The sequence below is a fragment of the Chryseobacterium sp. PvR013 genome (genome assembly GCF_017833095.1).
GTDB classification, from domain to species: Bacteria; Bacteroidota; Bacteroidia; order Flavobacteriales; family Weeksellaceae; genus Chryseobacterium; species Chryseobacterium culicis_A.
This window is the reverse complement of sequence record NZ_JAFIBT010000001.1, coordinates 487,451-504,439: the sequence shown is the minus strand read 5'-3', so window position 1 is coordinate 504,439 and position 16,989 is coordinate 487,451. Positions and strand designations below refer to the sequence as shown.

13 protein-coding genes are annotated in these 16,989 nt (G+C 36.4%); 5 read left to right on the top strand and 8 right to left on the bottom strand.

Translation table 11 applies throughout. The features are described 5' to 3' along the window. The gene (locus JOE44_RS02285) at window positions 1–1,542 is read left to right on the top strand and encodes a hypothetical protein (RefSeq protein ID WP_245169683.1); all 1,542 of its coding nucleotides are present in this window, start codon (window positions 1–3) and stop codon (window positions 1,540–1,542) included. Between the two features lie 14 nt (window positions 1,543–1,556). Here the strand turns inward: JOE44_RS02285 and JOE44_RS02280 are convergent, their stop codons facing one another. The 7 genes from JOE44_RS02280 to JOE44_RS02250 form a co-directional block, all read right to left on the bottom strand. Continuing rightward, window positions 1,557–2,549 (bottom strand): NAD-dependent epimerase/dehydratase family protein, encoded by a 993-nt coding sequence (locus JOE44_RS02280; protein ID WP_209784171.1) that lies wholly within the window; start codon window positions 2,547–2,549, stop codon window positions 1,557–1,559. Further along, window positions 2,546–3,331, bottom strand: a complete 786-nt coding sequence (locus JOE44_RS02275) for an SDR family NAD(P)-dependent oxidoreductase (RefSeq protein ID WP_209784170.1) — start codon at window positions 3,329–3,331, stop codon at window positions 2,546–2,548. Before JOE44_RS02275 ends, JOE44_RS02280 begins: the two co-directional genes overlap by 4 nt. 157 nt (window positions 3,332–3,488) lie before the next feature. Continuing rightward, a complete protein-coding gene (locus JOE44_RS02270) occupies window positions 3,489–4,577 on the bottom strand; it encodes a helix-turn-helix domain-containing protein (protein ID WP_209784169.1) in 1,089 nt (362 codons plus the stop codon). A 31-nt stretch (window positions 4,578–4,608) separates the two neighbouring features. Next, window positions 4,609–5,250, bottom strand: a complete 642-nt coding sequence (locus tag JOE44_RS02265; protein ID WP_034696498.1) for a rhomboid family intramembrane serine protease — start codon at window positions 5,248–5,250, stop codon at window positions 4,609–4,611. 40 nt (window positions 5,251–5,290) lie between these two features. Further along, window positions 5,291–7,882, bottom strand: coding sequence for a DNA gyrase/topoisomerase IV subunit A (locus tag JOE44_RS02260; RefSeq protein ID WP_209784168.1), 2,592 nt, complete (start codon window positions 7,880–7,882; stop codon window positions 5,291–5,293). Further along, the gene (locus JOE44_RS02255; RefSeq protein WP_245169682.1) at window positions 7,857–8,363 is read right to left on the bottom strand and encodes a hypothetical protein; all 507 of its coding nucleotides are present in this window, start codon (window positions 8,361–8,363) and stop codon (window positions 7,857–7,859) included. The genes JOE44_RS02260 and JOE44_RS02255 overlap by 26 nt, the downstream gene beginning before the upstream one ends. 102 nt (window positions 8,364–8,465) lie before the next feature. After that, the gene (locus tag JOE44_RS02250; protein WP_105682024.1) at window positions 8,466–10,352 is read right to left on the bottom strand and encodes a DNA topoisomerase IV subunit B; all 1,887 of its coding nucleotides are present in this window, start codon (window positions 10,350–10,352) and stop codon (window positions 8,466–8,468) included. A gap of 140 nt (window positions 10,353–10,492) precedes the next feature. Between JOE44_RS02250 and JOE44_RS25335 the strand changes: the two genes are divergently transcribed. The 4 genes from JOE44_RS25335 (at window position 10,493) to JOE44_RS02230 (ending at window position 16,256) form a co-directional block, all read left to right on the top strand. Further along, window positions 10,493–13,399 carry a histidine kinase gene (locus JOE44_RS25335; RefSeq protein ID WP_209784167.1) on the top strand — a complete coding sequence of 969 codons (2,907 nt, stop codon included), beginning with the start codon at window positions 10,493–10,495 and terminating at the stop codon, window positions 13,397–13,399. Continuing rightward, entirely contained in the window at window positions 13,389–14,120 is a 732-nt protein-coding gene (locus tag JOE44_RS02240; RefSeq protein ID WP_209784166.1) for a response regulator, read from the top strand. Before JOE44_RS25335 ends, JOE44_RS02240 begins: the two co-directional genes overlap by 11 nt. A 108-nt stretch (window positions 14,121–14,228) precedes the next feature. Next, window positions 14,229–14,426 (top strand): hypothetical protein, encoded by a 198-nt coding sequence (locus JOE44_RS02235; RefSeq protein WP_105682021.1) that lies wholly within the window; start codon window positions 14,229–14,231, stop codon window positions 14,424–14,426. Window positions 14,427–14,540: 114 nt separating this feature from the next. After that, complete coding sequence (locus JOE44_RS02230) at window positions 14,541–16,256, top strand: hypothetical protein (RefSeq protein ID WP_209784165.1); 1,716 nt, start codon at window positions 14,541–14,543, stop codon at window positions 16,254–16,256. 98 nt (window positions 16,257–16,354) lie between these two features. Here the strand turns inward: JOE44_RS02230 and JOE44_RS02225 are convergent, their stop codons facing one another. Further along, entirely contained in the window at window positions 16,355–16,888 is a 534-nt protein-coding gene (locus JOE44_RS02225; RefSeq protein WP_209784164.1) for a DUF2867 domain-containing protein, read from the bottom strand. Between the last annotated feature and the right edge of the window lie 101 nt (window positions 16,889–16,989).

The following is a 16,989-nucleotide window of genomic DNA, read 5'->3' as shown; positions in this document are numbered from 1 at the left end:
ATGATAAAAAGTACTTCAATTGTACAGCACAAAAAGTTTTTGTTTATTCTTTCCTTATTTGTTTTCTCTCAAAATATTCAGGCACAGAATGAGCAAGGGACAGGCTATCCGTATTTTGTCAATTTTACCCAGGGATTACAACCTCAGGAAGCTTATAAAGTGGCAACCAGCGGGGTTCAGAATGATGCAACCTTTACTACGGACGGGCTAAGGCTTACCCGAAGTGTGAATAATATTTCAGGAGGTGTTATACTTGCCGATAAAATATTCAAAAGTGATCAGGGAATTAAATTCGAATTTGAATTTGCTATTTATGGAGGAAATACCAACGGAGGAGACGGTATTTCCATATTCTTAGTGGATGGATCTATTCCTAAGAGCCAGCTTAATCTGGGATATTTTGGAGGAGGATTAGGATATAGTTTTGTACGTGGAGGAGAGTCTACGGAAGGACTGAGAGGAGCTTATCTGGGAATTGGTCTGGATGAATTCGGAAATTTCAAAACAAGCTTTAACCAAGGGGAAAGAGTTAGAAATGGAATATTTGGAGTGGGGTTAGCTGATGGACGCAGTAATGTTTCTTTAAGAGGTAAGCGTGGAAATCAATATCTGTCTTCAGCTGAGCCTGCGGGATACAATGGTTATCCACTGCTTTACAGCATAGCAACCAATGCATCACCTTCCAGCACTAACAGATCAGCTTATCTGGATACCACAACTGGGAAATATATTGGTGTTAAAAATACAGCTCTTCAACAATTCAGTATAGAAAGCGGAGGAACTACAATTCCTCTAAATGAAAATGATGTAAGATTCCGTAAAGCCTATATTACATTAGTTCCCAATCCTGCCGGAGGTTACAATATATCCCTGGAAATACAGCACGGAACAGTGAAAGAAAAAGTGATTGATAATTATTACTACCCCACTTCTCTGAAATATACCGAGACTACGATATCCAACAGTACAGTGAGAACGCTGGATACTTCAGCGCCCTCTACTTTCAGAATTGGGTTTGCAGCTTCTACAGGAGCCGCAAAAAATATACATTTACTGAAAAACTTAGGGGTTACAAGACCTTATGCTGCCGAAGTAACAGATGATCTGTTTGCTGGCTGCCCGGGGATAAAATCAATCTATTATCCTTTGCTTAATGATGCAGCTTATTCTTCTGCAGCCGGACAAAATCCGCCAACACTTTCCTATAACAACCTTGATTTTAATTCATTCCGCTTTTTGGATAACAACGGAGCCGTAATCCCGAATATAACAGGAGGTGTCTATACCAGCAGCCAGGGAACATGGACCTATTTTCCAACTACCGGAGCGCTTTCTTTCAAACCTGCGGCTGGATTCACAGGAGTTGCCCAGGTACAATATGATATTAAAGGAGGTGGAAGCAACGGTACCGAAGCTCCTTACAATAAGGAAGAATACAGATCATTGCCGGCATTGGTACAGGTTAATATTTCAAGTACTAATAACTGCAGTAAAGCCTGTGTTATTTCCAACAAAAATGTAACTCAGAAAATAACAAGATAATTTGATAAAACCAGCTATTGAAAGCTGGTTTTTTTATTATTAACGTGATTTTCAATAAAATACTGAACAGCATCTTCTATCGCTTTATCAGTAGACTGGTATTGAAGATTCAGATCTTGTACTGATTTCCGATTAGAATAATAATTACAGATCTGCAGGGCTTTCATATTGGAAGTACTGAGGTTTGTTTTTATGTTTAATTTTCTCAAGCCGTCACCTATCAATCCAAGGAAACTTAAAATTCTGTTGGGAATGGCTATCATAACCGGATTTTGATTTGTAATCCGGTTTATTTTCTTAAAAAATTCTTTGTAGCTTAAATTTTCATTGGCTAAAAGGTATTTTTCACCATTCCTTCCTTTTTCAATAGCAGTTACTATTCCGTTGGCGGCATCTTCCGCGTGTACAAAGTTTTTGCCTCCTTTCGGATACAATATTACTTTCTTTTTCCATGCCCAGAAAATAATTTTTCCGGAACTGGGTTTGCTGTCATAGGCTCCGATCATAAAGGTTGGGTTAACAATCACAACCTCTGTATTTTTCCGGTTGTTTAAAAGATAATCTTCTGCTTCCCGCTTACTCTGAGCATAGAATGATTGGGTAAAAGGATATAGCTGCGGTGCATTTTCATTTCCCGGGAAAGCAATATTTCCAAATCCTAAAGTATTCGCTGAACTTACAAACAAAAATGTTTTTACTCTCATCAGTTCTGCATGCGTAAAGAGATTCACAACGGTTTCATAGTTCACTTTCCTGTATTCATCATAATTGAAGAGATTTTGACGTGTTTCTGCCGCTATATGAATGATACAGTCGACATCAGTGAAAAGTGCTGATATATCAGACGAAAGATCAGCTTCCATCAGTTTCACATTTTCATTTTCTTCGCCCAGCCAGCTGCTTTTCTTGCGCACCAGAGCAATAACAGAATAACCATTTTGTAATAATTTTAAGATAACATTAGTTCCCAGAAGACCTGTTGCTCCGGTTACACAAATTTTTTTCATGCTTCAATCTCTCTTTTTATAGCCTGGGTCATCAAGGGAAGTTTAATCCATATGGGTAATATTTTCATTACCAGCCAGCTGATTGGATTCACCATAATTACGGAATCTTTTTTAAACAGTTGACGAATACAGTATGAGGCTACTTTATCAGGATTTAAAAGCGTTAATCTCCCCATAAAACCTTGCTTTTCTATTCTTTCACATACATCCTGATTCGTTTTCATCGCGCCCGGATTTACTACACTTACAAAAACGTTGGTATCTTTCAGTTCTTCATGAAGTCCTCTTGAAAATGAATGGATAAAGCTTTTGGATGCGGGATATACAGTCTTAAAACCAATGGGTGAAAATGCAGCCATGCTTGAAACATTCAGAATATAGGCTTTGGGTTGTTTTAATAGATTTGGAAGCAGCTGATGGGTAATTAATGATGTTGCTGCTACATTCACCTGCAATATCGTGTTGATATAATCCGAAGAAGCTTCTGTGAACTTTTTTGTTCCGCCCAGCCCTGCATTATTAATCAGGATATGAATATCAAAAGAGCGATTAAGCCATTCCGTAAGTTTCATCACATTTTCATTGACAGAAAGATCCGTTTCATAATAATGGACTTTTATTTTATAGTGTTCTTCCAGCTCTCTTGAAAATTCTTTGAGGTTCTGATCCGGAAGACTTATAAGAATAACATTGATCTTTTTTTTGGCCAACTGTTCTGCGAATGATTTGCCTAATCCCTGACTGGCTCCTGTGACTACAGCATATGATTCTTTGGTATCCATACGTTTAAATTTATGGTACAAAGCTATCATGAAAGACAGGCTTGAATGTTCAGAATTATCTGAGCGAACTCATTTTAAAATTTTAAAAACAAATAATTAATTAGTTTAAAATCAGAAAATTAAACACAGAACAAAGTAAAACTTTATAAACCGGAACTTATTTTTTGAATTCAGAAGGGGTTTGTCCGGTTACTTTTTTAAAAGTTGTATTGAAAGAGGTTTTGGAGTTGAATCCGGATTCGTAAGCAATTCCTAGAATGGATAATTTACCGTTCGGTTCTTTCAGAAGCTTTTTAGCATAGTCTACCCTATACTCATTTACATATTGGAAGAAATTTTTTCCAAAACCTGTATTGATCACATACGACAGATGATGGGTAGAAACGGATAACATTTCAGCCAGCCTGATCAGATTAAGCTCACTGTCAAGGTAAGGTTTTTGTGTTTCCATAATACCTTCCAATGAGGTTTTAATCTTTACTAATTCTTCATCGGAAATAAGTTTTCTTCTGGTTTCTTCCGGATCAGAATCTTCATCAATAGAGATCAGCTCCTGTCTCTGTTTTTCTTCCAAAGGATAAATTTCCTTCTGCTTTAGGGAATAGTAGCCCACACAGTAAATAACGGATAAGAAGACTGCATTGATAAAGAAATTCAATGATTTTGGATCGTAGAAAAGATTGTAAATTACATAGATAATATTTACAATGAGAAGCACCAGAATAATATATTCCAGCCAGTTCAAGTTGATTCCTTCTGTGTTGGAAGAAAACTGCTGGATCTTCTTTTGATGTTTTCGGATGGTAATATAAGAAAGTGCCGTATAAAACAAAGCCTGAATCAGGATCAAAATAACACTCAGGTATTCAAAAGGCTTTTCATAACCGAGGTTTACTAAGATAAGACACAACAGAAAAGCTGCAGGAAGTAACAGGAATCTAACATCCCTGATTTTGAAGGTAAAAGAGGGATTGGTAAAGAACAGTACACTAAAGTAAAAAACAATGGGTGTGAAAAACTGAATACATCTCACGAAAAACAGGGAGTGAAACTCTATAGTTACGCCTGTAATAAGAAACAAAACTTCATCCAGCCAGAAGGTAGACCACAGAAACAGAAATATCCCAAACCAGAAATTGGCTTTACGGTTTACTTTCAAAGGATTGGCCAGCTTCAGCAGAGAAAGCAAAACCAATGAACCATAGATAAGTATCACGATGAAACTGTTTAACTCTGATGTGTTCATTGGTTTTGATATTTTAATTAAAAATAGTCTTTTATCCTATTCGTTTCCTTACAAAAATTTCATATCCTAAATAAATTAACGGAAGCGACATGATTCCTAAGAAAAGGATATTGCTCATGGCCAGCTGTGGATGCATTACAATAGAGTAAACCAATCCAAAAAAAGCACCTCCCAGGTGAGCAGCATGGCCCAGGTTATCCCACTGCTTCGGGTTCAGCATCATATACACTGAATATCCGAAATATAATGTTCCAAATAACCATCCAGGCAGGAAATTCACGCTGATCTCATTGGGAGCCATGGCGATGGAAGCAAAAATAATTCCCGAAACCGCACCTGATGCTCCAATTGCAGAATACCAAGGCTGATTTTTATAAATCTGTAAACTGAATAAATTCCCAAGAATCATTGATCCGAAATAAAGAATCAAAAATCCTATTTCCCCAAAGAAACTAATGACTACTCCCTGGAAAAAATACAGGGAAAGCATATTAAAAAATAAGTGCATAAAGTCTGCATGTAAAAACGCAGAACTGATAAGCCTTACATATTCTTTACGGTTTGCAATAGCTCCAACATTGAATTTATATTTTTCAAATAATGCTGTATTATTGAACCCCATGTAACTAAAAATACACGTGGCTGCAATGATAATGATAACAACTATATCCATTGTATTCTTTTTATGTTATACCTGAACAGATGTGTTCAGTCTATTCATTTTCATTATTTCCATCACCTTGAAACAAATCACCAATAACTCCTCCGTCTTCATCCCCATCTCCTGTAGGTTCCGGATCTTCATATACTTCAGGCTCTTCTTCTATAGGTTCAGGAATAGTGATATTGATGGCTTTTACTTTGAACTTTGTAAACTGGTTACCAATGGCTTTTATTCCTTTTACCGCGATGAATTCATCGATATTAATTGTTTCCGGATCACGTTCTTTTCCTTTATCTTTTGCAAAAATAATTTCTGCAGTAACATCGTTGGCAACAATTACATTTTCAATGAATGATTTCGGATGTTCAGAAGGCATAAAAGTCTGTACATTTACGGTATTTTCCAGTAAGAATCTTTTAATGAAATAAATATCTTTTTCTCCATCGTAATAGATACAGGTAATTGGCTGTGCAGGTCTCCATTTTTCCAACACCAGATATTCATCATCAAAACGGTTACCCAGATCAAAAGACACCAGTTTCACCTCGCCGTTTGTATTGATCGTCAGGATTTTGTCATCTCCTTTAAAGCTTCCCAGTAGTGTTCCTCTTACATCAGCATTCAGTCTTCTTACCGTATCATCAAACCAGATCTTTCTAGGTGCCAGAGTAGAAACTCCTTCTTCCTTCATATCTACTTTCTTCACGGCATACTTAGTCACAAGATTCCCTTTGGAATCACGTCCTTTAATCGCAAGATCGGAGAAGTTGATCTCCATTTTATTCTTTCTGATTCTGGGATTAGGTTTTAAAAGCACGGTTACCGTTTCTGCTTCCCCATTAGGATTTGCTGAGAAATATAGGGTTTCCGATCCTTTTTTATCTGAAGCTAGCGGATAATCTGTATTTCGGGTAACTCCGGTTACAGAGAATCGTTTCATATAATATGGTCCTTCTCTTCCTTCGCGATAGATCATATTATATACCGTTCTCTTATCATTTTTCTTCCAAATAGCGACATGCAGAATATCTTTACCAACAAATGTTTTGGCCTCTACTTTTACCACTTTCATACTTCCGTCTTTTCTGAAAATGATGATATCATCAATGTCTGAACAATCGAAAAGATACTGGTCTTTTTTCAGAGATGTTCCGATGAAACCTTCTTCGAAATTAGCATAGAACTTCTCATTGGCAACGGCTACTTTTGTAGCATCAATGGTATCAAAGATTCTAAGTTCTGTTTTTCTCTGCTTGTCTTTACCGTATTTTTTCTGAATGTTTAAATAATAATCAATAGCATAAGCAATCAGGTTGGCAAGATGGTATTTTACCTGTTCAATTTTACCTTCAAGTGAGGCTATATTTTCTTTAAATTTATCTAAATCGAATCTTGAAATTCTCTTGATTCTGATTTCTGTCAGTTTTAAAATATCCTCTTCTGTAACCGCTCTTAAAAGATGTTTGGTATGAGGTTTTAATCCTGCATCAATGGTTTTTATTACCTCTTCCCAGGTTTTCACCTCTTCAATATCATGGTAAATCCTGTTCTCGATGAAAATTCTTTCCAATGAAGAGAAATGCCAGCTTTCCTGAAGTTCGTGAAGCTCAATTTCAAGTTCTTTCTTCAGTAAGGATACGGTATGATCTGTATTTGTTTTCAGAATATCGGATACCGTCAAAAACATAGGTTTATCTCCTACAATCACACAGGCATTTGGAGAAATGGTTACCTGACAGTCTGTAAATGCATACAAGGCATCAATAGTTTTGTCTGGCGACACATCATTATGAATATGAATCAGAATTTCTACCTTATCTGAAGTATTGTCTTCAATCTTTTTGATTTTGATCTTTCCTTTCTCATTGGCTTTTAAAATAGAGTCAATAAGATCAGTTGTCGTTTTAGAATAAGGAAGTTCCGAAATCACCAATGTATGCTTATCCGTCTGGGTAATTTTGGCTCTTGCTCTTACCTTTCCTCCTCTGTGACCGTCATTGTATTCGGAGACATCAAGATAACCGGCTGTTAAAAAGTCCGGATACAGTTCAAATTTCTTACCTTTTAAATAGGCTACTGAGGCATTGATAAGCTCATTAAAGTTATGAGGAAGTATTTTTGTGGAAAGCCCTACCCCAATACCTTCTACTCCCTGTGCAAGAAGCAGGGGGAATTTCACCGGTAAATCAATGGGTTCATTGTTTCTTCCGTCGTAAGACTTTGTCCAGTCTGTAGTTTTAGGATTAAATACTACTTCCAGGGCAAAAGGAGTCAGTCTTGCTTCAATATATCTTGCCGCCGCCGCAGAATCTCCTGTATAAATATTCCCCCAGTTTCCCTGAGTATCAATTAACAGCTCTTTCTGCCCAATCTGCACCATGGCATCTGTAATGGAAGCATCACCGTGTGGGTGATATTTCATGGTATTTCCCACGATATTGGCCACTTTATTGTAACGGCCATCTTCCAGTTCACGCATGGAGTGCATAATTCTTCGTTGAACGGGTTTTAAACCGTCATATATTGAAGGGATAGCTCTATCCAGAATTACATAGGAAGCATAATCAAGAAACCAGTCTTTGTACAGCCCGGAAACTTTTTTCAAGCTTTCACCCTCATGCGAATATTCTTCTGTCGTCATCTGTTTTATCTTTTTTCTCTTTATTAGCTTTCACTACTTTGTTTAGAGAGAGTTTTAAATCGTTTACTTGTTTTCTGTTCAAATAAGAAATCTGGTACTTAAGTATTGTAGAACCATTATTCTTACTGGAAACCGTAATGTATAATCTTTTGAAAAAGAGAATACTGACTACATCATATTTTATCAGTTTATATTTTGGAAATTCATCGTGAAGAGGTTTGTTTAAAAAGGGAATAATATTCCTGTTTTTAAAATTCAACGCTTCTCCATCGCTGTCATATTCAAAAATCTGTCTGCCGCTGATGTAAAAGATAATCAGCAGTAGAAGGGGAACAATAATCAATAAATAACTTTCTTTGCCCATTGCATTAAACCTGTATTCATTAGCGACAAATGCGATTATACAAAACACAGTTGTCATCAAAAGCAATGTACTCAAAGAGTTATAAATTGATGCTTTATTACGGTTACTTAGTCTCATTTTAATTTTTTGGCTGGGTAAGTATTATAATTCTTACTTCATCCAAAATTGTGTTTTTTTCAGTATTTGCAATGGTTTTGCAACCAGTTTTTTTAAGTCCTATTAATTTTCTACTTCATCCAGAATTTGTTTTTTATCAATATCCGTATCATCTTCCACCACAAGGTTTTCAAGGATGAAGGTCTGTCTGTCCGGAGTATTTTTCCCCATGTAGAATTCCAGAAGCTGATCAATCGTCTGGTCTTTTCCCACTACTACGGGTTCTAAGCGGATATCTTTACCAATGAAATGCTTAAATTCATCTGGAGAAATTTCTCCTAATCCTTTAAATCGGGTGATTTCCGGATTTTTTCCCAGTTCATTTAATGCTTTCACTCTTTCGGCTTCTGAATAGCAATATCTTGTTTCCTTTTTATTTCTCACTCTGAATAAAGGAGTCTGAAGGATATAAAGGTGTCCGTTTTTAATCAGATCCGGAAAGAACTGCAGAAAGAAAGTAATCATCAGCAGACGGATGTGCATCCCATCCACATCGGCATCGGTAGCAATGATCACCTGATTGTATCTCAGGTCTTCCAGACTTTCCTCAATATTTAAAGCTGCCTGAAGAAGGTTAAACTCTTCATTTTCATATACAACTTTCTTCGTAAGGCCGTAGCAATTCAGGGGTTTACCCTTCAGTGAAAATACAGCCTGCGTTTCTACATCTCTGGATTTTGTGATTGATCCTGATGCAGAATCTCCTTCGGTAATGAAGATCTGAGTATCACCTTTTCTCTCAGCTTTCTGATCGTTATAGTGCTGCCTGCAGTCACGAAGTTTTTTATTATGAAGAGATACTTTTTTTGCTCTTTCTCTGGCCAGTTTCTGGATTCCGGAAAGTTCTTTTCTTTCTCTTTCGGAAATTAGTATTTTTCTCTGGATTGCTTCTGCTATTTCCGGATTTTTGTGTAGGAAATTGTCCAGTTTACTCTTAAGGAAATCAATGATGAATGTTCTTACAGTAGGTCCGTTCGGTCCCATATCATTAGACCCTAATTTTGTTTTGGTCTGGGATTCAAAAACCGGTTCTTCTACATTGATTGAGATTGCCGCGATGATAGACTTTCTGATATCAGAAGCATCAAAACTTTTATTGAAAAACTCACGAATCGTTTTTACATACGCTTCACGGAATGCATTAAGGTGAGTTCCCCCCTGCGTTGTGTTCTGTCCGTTAACAAATGAGAAATAGGTTTCTGTCTGTGATTTGTCAGAATGGGTAATGGCTAACTCAATATCATTATCCTTCAAATGAACAATCGGGTAAAGGATATCGCTTTCCAATTCTTCTTCCAACAAATCTTTAAGACCATTTTCAGAATAAAACGTTTCTCCGTTGAAAAGTATTTTAAGTCCCGGATTCAGATAGGCATAATTGCGGAGCATTCTTTCGATATACTCTTTTCTGTATTTGAAATGCAGGAAGATTTCTCCATCAGGAATAAAAGAAATCTCAGTACCGTTTCTATCCGAAGTTTCCTTTTCATCAAAGTTTTCCTGGATCATACCACGGGAGAATTCCGCTACTTTCATTTTTCCGTCACGGAAAGAGCGAACTCTGAAGTAATCGGAAAGGGCATTTACCGCTTTGGTACCGACCCCGTTCAATCCTACAGATTTTTTAAACGCTTTACTGTCGTATTTACCACCGGTATTCATTTTTGAAACAGCGTCTACCACTTTCCCAAGCGGAATTCCACGGCCAAAGTCACGGATAGTAACTTTGCCGTCATCCAGCTTTATTTCAATTCTTTTCCCTGAACGCATTCTGAACTCATCAATAGAGTTGTCCAGGATTTCTTTTAACAGGATATAAATACCGTCATCAGCAGAAGAACCATCACCGAGCTTCCCGATGTACATACCGGGGCGCAGACGGATGTGTTCCTGCCAATCAAGGGTTCTGATATTATCTTCGGAGTAGGTTGGATTTATTTCTTGTGACATATATGATTTCAGCAAACATACAAAAGTACAAAATTGTCTAAAATTATCCGAATTTTTTCAACTTGTTTTTTTCAATATTCCGCTGTAATCATTGTATTATTATTAATCAAATTATATATTTACGAAATTATCAATATCATGTGAAAAATATATTTACTTTCCTCACATTATCTGTAGTTTTATTCTTTTCCACATTATTTTCTTCACAGATCCCCGGGATGGTGAACTATAGTGATGAGGAAGGATTAAACTGCTCCTATACGTATCATCTGAGACAAGATAAAAATGGCTTTATCTGGATAGGCAGTGATAATGGCTTATTCAGATTTGATGGAAAAGAGTTTAAACAATATGGTAAGCAGGAAGGTTTAAAGAATATTGATATTATATCCTGTGAACCTTTGCCCAACGGTGAAGTATTCATTCTTCCCTTTCTGAATGATTTTGCTTACTTAAAAAACGGCCGCGTTATCAATCTGAACATTAATGACTATGTAAAAAATCAGTTTTCAAGCTCAATTCCGAAAGTAACCCGTAACGGAAACCGACTTTATTTTTATGGAAATTTCAATCCTCAGAATATTTTCATTTATGAAAATGGAAAAGTTAAAAAGATCCCCGTCCCGTTAGATTATGAGAAAAAATCTTTTGAAACACTCAGGTTTGAACCCCACACTTCCAATCTCTACTTACATGATCCCCATCAGGGAGAAATACTTGTCTACAATATCATTACCGGAAAAAAACAATATTTGAGAGGGAGTATTGGAAATATGATCTGTGAAAAGGATGATCTATTTGTGTTCTTACATAAAAATACGATTGAAATTTATCAACTCTCTGCTTTCTCAGCCATAAAAAAGATACTGTCTTATAAATGTGGTACACAAGAAAATGTTTTCTACGGACTTATTGATAGAAACAACAAACTGTGGCTGAATTTAAGCAATGGAGGAGTTTTATATTTCAATCAATCCCTGACTGAAAAGAAGAAAACCCTTGCTACTCCTATCAAAATACTGGATCGGTATGTGATCAATAATGTTCTGGTAGACAAGGATGAAAATGTATGGTTCAATTCGCGGAACAATGGTGTATTTTTCATTTCAAAGTCTCTTTTCGCCAATCATATCAATTTGCCTTTAAAAAGTAATTCTGAATATATAAAAGCCATTGCAAAAGATAACGGAAATATTCTTGTCGGCTATAATCATTCTGCAGGCGCACTTATCAGTAAAAACAATAAAATACAAAATATAATTCTTGATAAAGGAGATAAAGATGAAAATATTGCTGTTTATTTAAAAGGTACTATTAGTATTTTCGGTTTATCAGGTAAGGTTATTGTTCATGATATGGCTAATAACACTTCTGAAAAAATATACTGTTCCCTCAAAAACATTGTCTCTTACACACCGGATTCCCTGTTTTTCTGTACTTCAGGCGGTTTATTGAGCTACAGTTTAAAAAGTAAAAAAATAAACACTCTTTTTCAGGAACGCGTATACACGGTTTTCCCTTATGACAGGGAGAATCTCTTTATTGGCAGCTTCAGTGATCTTTACAAATATAATATCAGAACCCGGCAGAAGACTTTATTTTTAAAGGGATACTATTTTACGGATATTAAAAAATTAGACGATCATACGTATTTGGGATCTACTAACCTCTATGGGATCATTATTTTTAATACTAAAGGAATTATCAGGAAGATCGGAAAGAATGATGGATTAATCAATGATCAGGTAAAAAAAATAGAGGTAGAAAATAAAAATACGTTCTGGGCAAGCACCAATTCAGGGATATCGAGAATCGAACTGGCAGCAAAAGATCAACACATCAATAACTTCACCCAGACAGACGGACTTCCCTCTGATGCAGTAGCCGGTTGTGTGATAAAAAATGACACCATCTTCATTGGAACCTCTAAAGGACTTGGAATATTTTCCATCAAAAAACTACTGACTCAGGAAAAATTCATTCATAAAAAGGTAGTCATTAACTCAGTATCCATTGAAAATAATGAACATTATGACCTACAGAAAAGCCTGGCTGCCTACACCCATAATACGGTTATTTTCAATCTGAGCTTTCTTGATTATCCCTCATTGGGAAAAATAAGCTATAAATATAAGCTGGAAGGTCTTAATAACTCTTGGCAGATCAATAATTCTTCTAAAATCATCTTCAGCTCTATTCCCCCAGGTAAATATACTTTCCGGGTTTACGGTTTAGGATATAACGGAAAACAATCCTACACCTCTTCCGACATCACCTTTGATATAAAACCTCTGTTCTGGCAGACCTGGTGGTTCAGGCTGATATTAGCTATCGTCATCATCGGAGCGCTGTTGATGATTACCTTTTCTTATCTTCATAAAAAACGGAATAAGAAGCTAGAAAAAATGGAGTATGAAAAGAAAATTGCTGAACTTGAACTCCAGGCTATTAAAGCTCAGATCAATCCTCATTTTATTTATAACTGCCTGAATTCCATTCAATTTCTCCTGTATAAAAAAGATTACCGCGAAACAGAAAACTACCTCGATATTTTCGCCAAAATGATACGAAAAACACTTTATTATTCAGAAAAGACCTTTATGTCTATTAAAGATGAAGTGGAATATCTCACATTGTATCTTGATATGGAAAAACTTCGTGTAAAAGATCTTTTTGATTACAAAATCATCATTTCTGAACAGGTAGATCAAAACTGGACGATTCCTTCTTTACTGATACAGCCTTTTGTAGAAAATGCGATAAAGCATGGTATTTCAGGATTAAAAGACAGAAAAGGACAAATTATCATCAGCTTTGATTATACGAATGTATCTTTATGTATTATCATTGAAGATAATGGTGTAGGAATCTCCAATAAGGAATCTTTGAAAAAAGACAACTCTTTTGGGGTAAAACTTTCACATAAGAGGATTGAGACTTTTAAACAGCTTTTTGATACCAATATATTTTTAGAAATCAATACACTTACTGAAAATAGTGGGCAGGGAACACAAATCAAACTTTATATACAACCTTATGAGAAATAAAATACAGGCATGCATTGTTGATGATGAAAAAGATGGAAGAGATTATATTGCATTACTTATGGAAAATGAATTTCCTGAGATCAACATAGAATTCCAGGCTTCCTCCGTTGAAGAAGCGTATATTTACCTTATCAAAAGTTCTCCTGACATTCTGTTTCTGGATGTTCAGTTAGGTGATGGGACTACTTTCGATTTACTATCAAAGTTGAATGAAGTTCATTCTCAGATTATTTTCATTACTGCGTACGAAAATTTTGCTATTCAGGCGATTAAAAATGGGGCTACAGATTATCTTTTAAAGCCTATAAAAAAAATGGATTTCATTATTGCCGTCAATAAAGCGTTGGATCATATCAAAAAAATGCAGCCTTCACAACCTACTCTTTTAAAAGATAACAGAATCATTCTTTCTACTCTTCAGGGATTCAAGATCGTAGATATAGCCTCTATTATCCGATGCGAAGCAGATTCGAGCTACACCACTTTTTATCTTACCAATAAAACTAAAATCATGGTATCCAAAACCCTTCATGAATTTGAACCTATACTTCTTGAACAGAACTTTTTCAGGATACATCATAAGCATCTTATTAATATTGATCATCTGCAGGAATACATTAAAGGGAGAGGCGGACAGGTAGTAATGAGTGATGAATCTGTTCTGGATGTATCTTACCGGAAAAAAAATGATTTTCTCTCTACAATAGGAAAAACGGAATAAAAGCATTTTCCTGCGCACTTGCTTGCCCATCCTCCACACTTATTAATTGTTCCTGTTGTGTATTAAGCCTCTTTTCTATTTTCGTCATGTTAAACAAAAAAAATCATCATGAAAATCACTAGAAAAGTACTCAAGAGAAATCAAATGAACTCCATTATTGGAGGAACAGCGTTTATTACACCAAGCGGTCCCGGAGCGATTCCTCAGCCCCAGCCTCCCGTTGCTCCAAATCCACAACCCATTGGAGGAATTCCTTTTATCTACACAATGCCATGGAATGGATTGCCATGGATTGAACCTAAATAACAGATTAAAGATACATTCCAGTCTGCAGATTGGAATGTTATTTTTTAAACAAAAACATCCGGTAGTTCAATTACCGGATCAGAAAACAATACAAAAAACTGAAAAATCAAAAACATGAGAAAAATAACCCTCTATATTGCCTTGGCTTGCCTTTTAACGGCATCCTGCTCCGATACGATGGAACAATACAACACTGAAGCTTCCAATTCTGAACTCATGAACAGGAATCTCACTTCAGAAGATGAAACAAAATATGCTGAAGAAGGAGAACCTACAGTATTAGGAGAACAGCTTCCTGTTCCTTACACGATTGAAAGCATGATGGCTGCTTACAAATCATTACTGGCTGAACAAAAAGCAGAAGGCAACAGATCACTGACTGCTGTGAACATTCGTCCTACACACAAGTACATTAAATTTAATCCCATAACAGAAGATGAACTGGAAGCACTTCAGCAATCCGATCTTATTCTTTATGATTATCCGCTTGACAGAGAAGTATTGGTAGTCGGTAAATTCTATCATGATCCCGATGTTCCCGCTGATCAGCCTACACCTCAATATGCAACTGTAAGAAACGAAACCCCCTTACCTGCAGGAGTTAGCTATGAAGTTCTTCAGGAAGTGTATCTTCCCGAGGAGGATATCGAACTTTTAGGCACAGGTAATATGAATTATAAATTCGTCTATAGCCTGGTCCACAGAGCAGAAAATCTATCCGGGTTCACACCTTGGGAACCAAGCGACTATAAGCCCTGGGATAATATAGGAGAACCAGGGCAATGGTATCCCAATCCAAACCCGAATCCCGGAGGAGGCGGAGGTGGTGCCCCAATATATGGTACTATCCGAATCTTCGATACAAGATTAAACACACTCATCCCTTTTGAAGGCGCCAAAGTTACTGCCAAAAGGAGCTTGAGAACAAGAGAAGGCATCACCAATGCAAACGGCCAGTACGGATTGAGCGGCACCCCTTTTCCAAACAATAAAAAAGTAGATTTCAAGCTGCATATGGATAGAAAGCATTTTGTAATAAAGGATAATATGGTGAGTCCTTCCAATGTTGTACGAAATAATATTAAAAGCAACCATTGGAGTCATGACATCATGCCTGGATATGAAAATATGCAGGGTCATATGTTCAGAGCAGCCTACCGCTATTTTTATAAAGACATTGGAGGTTTACAAAGACCCGTCAGACCAAGTGGAAACCGTTCACACATTATAGCTAAGAATACAGCTAAAGATTGGCAGGGAATCAATTATGTTGCTTTTCCATACCTGAAAATAGCAAGATTCCGACCTGGTTCAACTACAGAATATAACTCTGATGACTATTTCTCAACCACTGTACATGAACTCGCCCATACGTCTCATGTTATCAAAATGAACACCGGTTTAGTTCAGTATTCACAGGTTAGCTCTATGCTGCAGGAAAGCTGGCCATGCGCTGTAGAATGGTTTGTAACAGGAATAGAATACAGAGAAAGAGGAATTCCTAATTATGGAACTCCTAATTATAATCCATCCAATCCTCCTGTATTTCCTAACCGTTTCGGGTATCAGTTCTGGAGTTTGAATACAAGTTCTGACTATACAAGCTTATTCATTAATTTAGTTGATAACTTTAACGAATTGGGACAGTCATTCAGCCCTCAACCTATGGGAACGGTAAATGATCAGGTTACCGGCTATACTTTAGCCAATATTGAAACTAATTTCCTAAAATATTGTTATGGATTAAGCAGTTTAAGTGTTCAGCTTAAGGCGAACAGACCCGCTGGAGTAAGCAATGCACAGATTGATTTACTATTAAGTTCCTATTAAATTTATTCCTTTTAAAATAATGACCATCCTCACAACAGGATGGTCGTTTTTATATAACTATTTTATTTCAAGCATACCTTATGTGAGGATTCAAAATATTACCTTTTATTTTCCAGCTGCCCAATCATATTTTTCAGCATCGCTGGTACAATCAGTCTATGGAAAGGCCGAACGGGTAAAAAATAGAGAACTCCCAGCCAGTTATGAAATTTTACCGTCGTTGATATGGTAAGGGAGTTTTTATTGATCTCTTTTTTATTCTTTTCTACGAAAAGAGAAACTCTGAAATCCAAATGTTTGTCATCTTCGCCCAGGACAATTTCATTATGGGTTTTATCCAGCACCTGAAAAAGTCCAAGGCGCTCTCCCACTTCACATGTAAAATCTTTTTCCGTCTGATTATTTTCTGTTTCCGCTCCGGTTCTCAACCCGAACAGTCCCACTAACTTATTTCTGAAGGTAAACATTTTCTTTCCCCATTTCGGACTGCTCGTAAAGAAAGCTTTTCCAACTGTCGTGATATCAAGTTCTTTATTCATCAGTTCTCCTTCAAAGCTATCCATATAATCAAAATCTTTTTTTCCCGGAGATAGAATGGATTTTTCAGGAAACTCAGTCTTTTTAATCTTCATTGTCATTGTTTTTAATGGTTGTTTGTCTAGCAAATGTAGCAATATTGCTGTGGATTCGAAAGAAAAAATCAAACACATGTTTAAAATCATGTTCTGTCTGA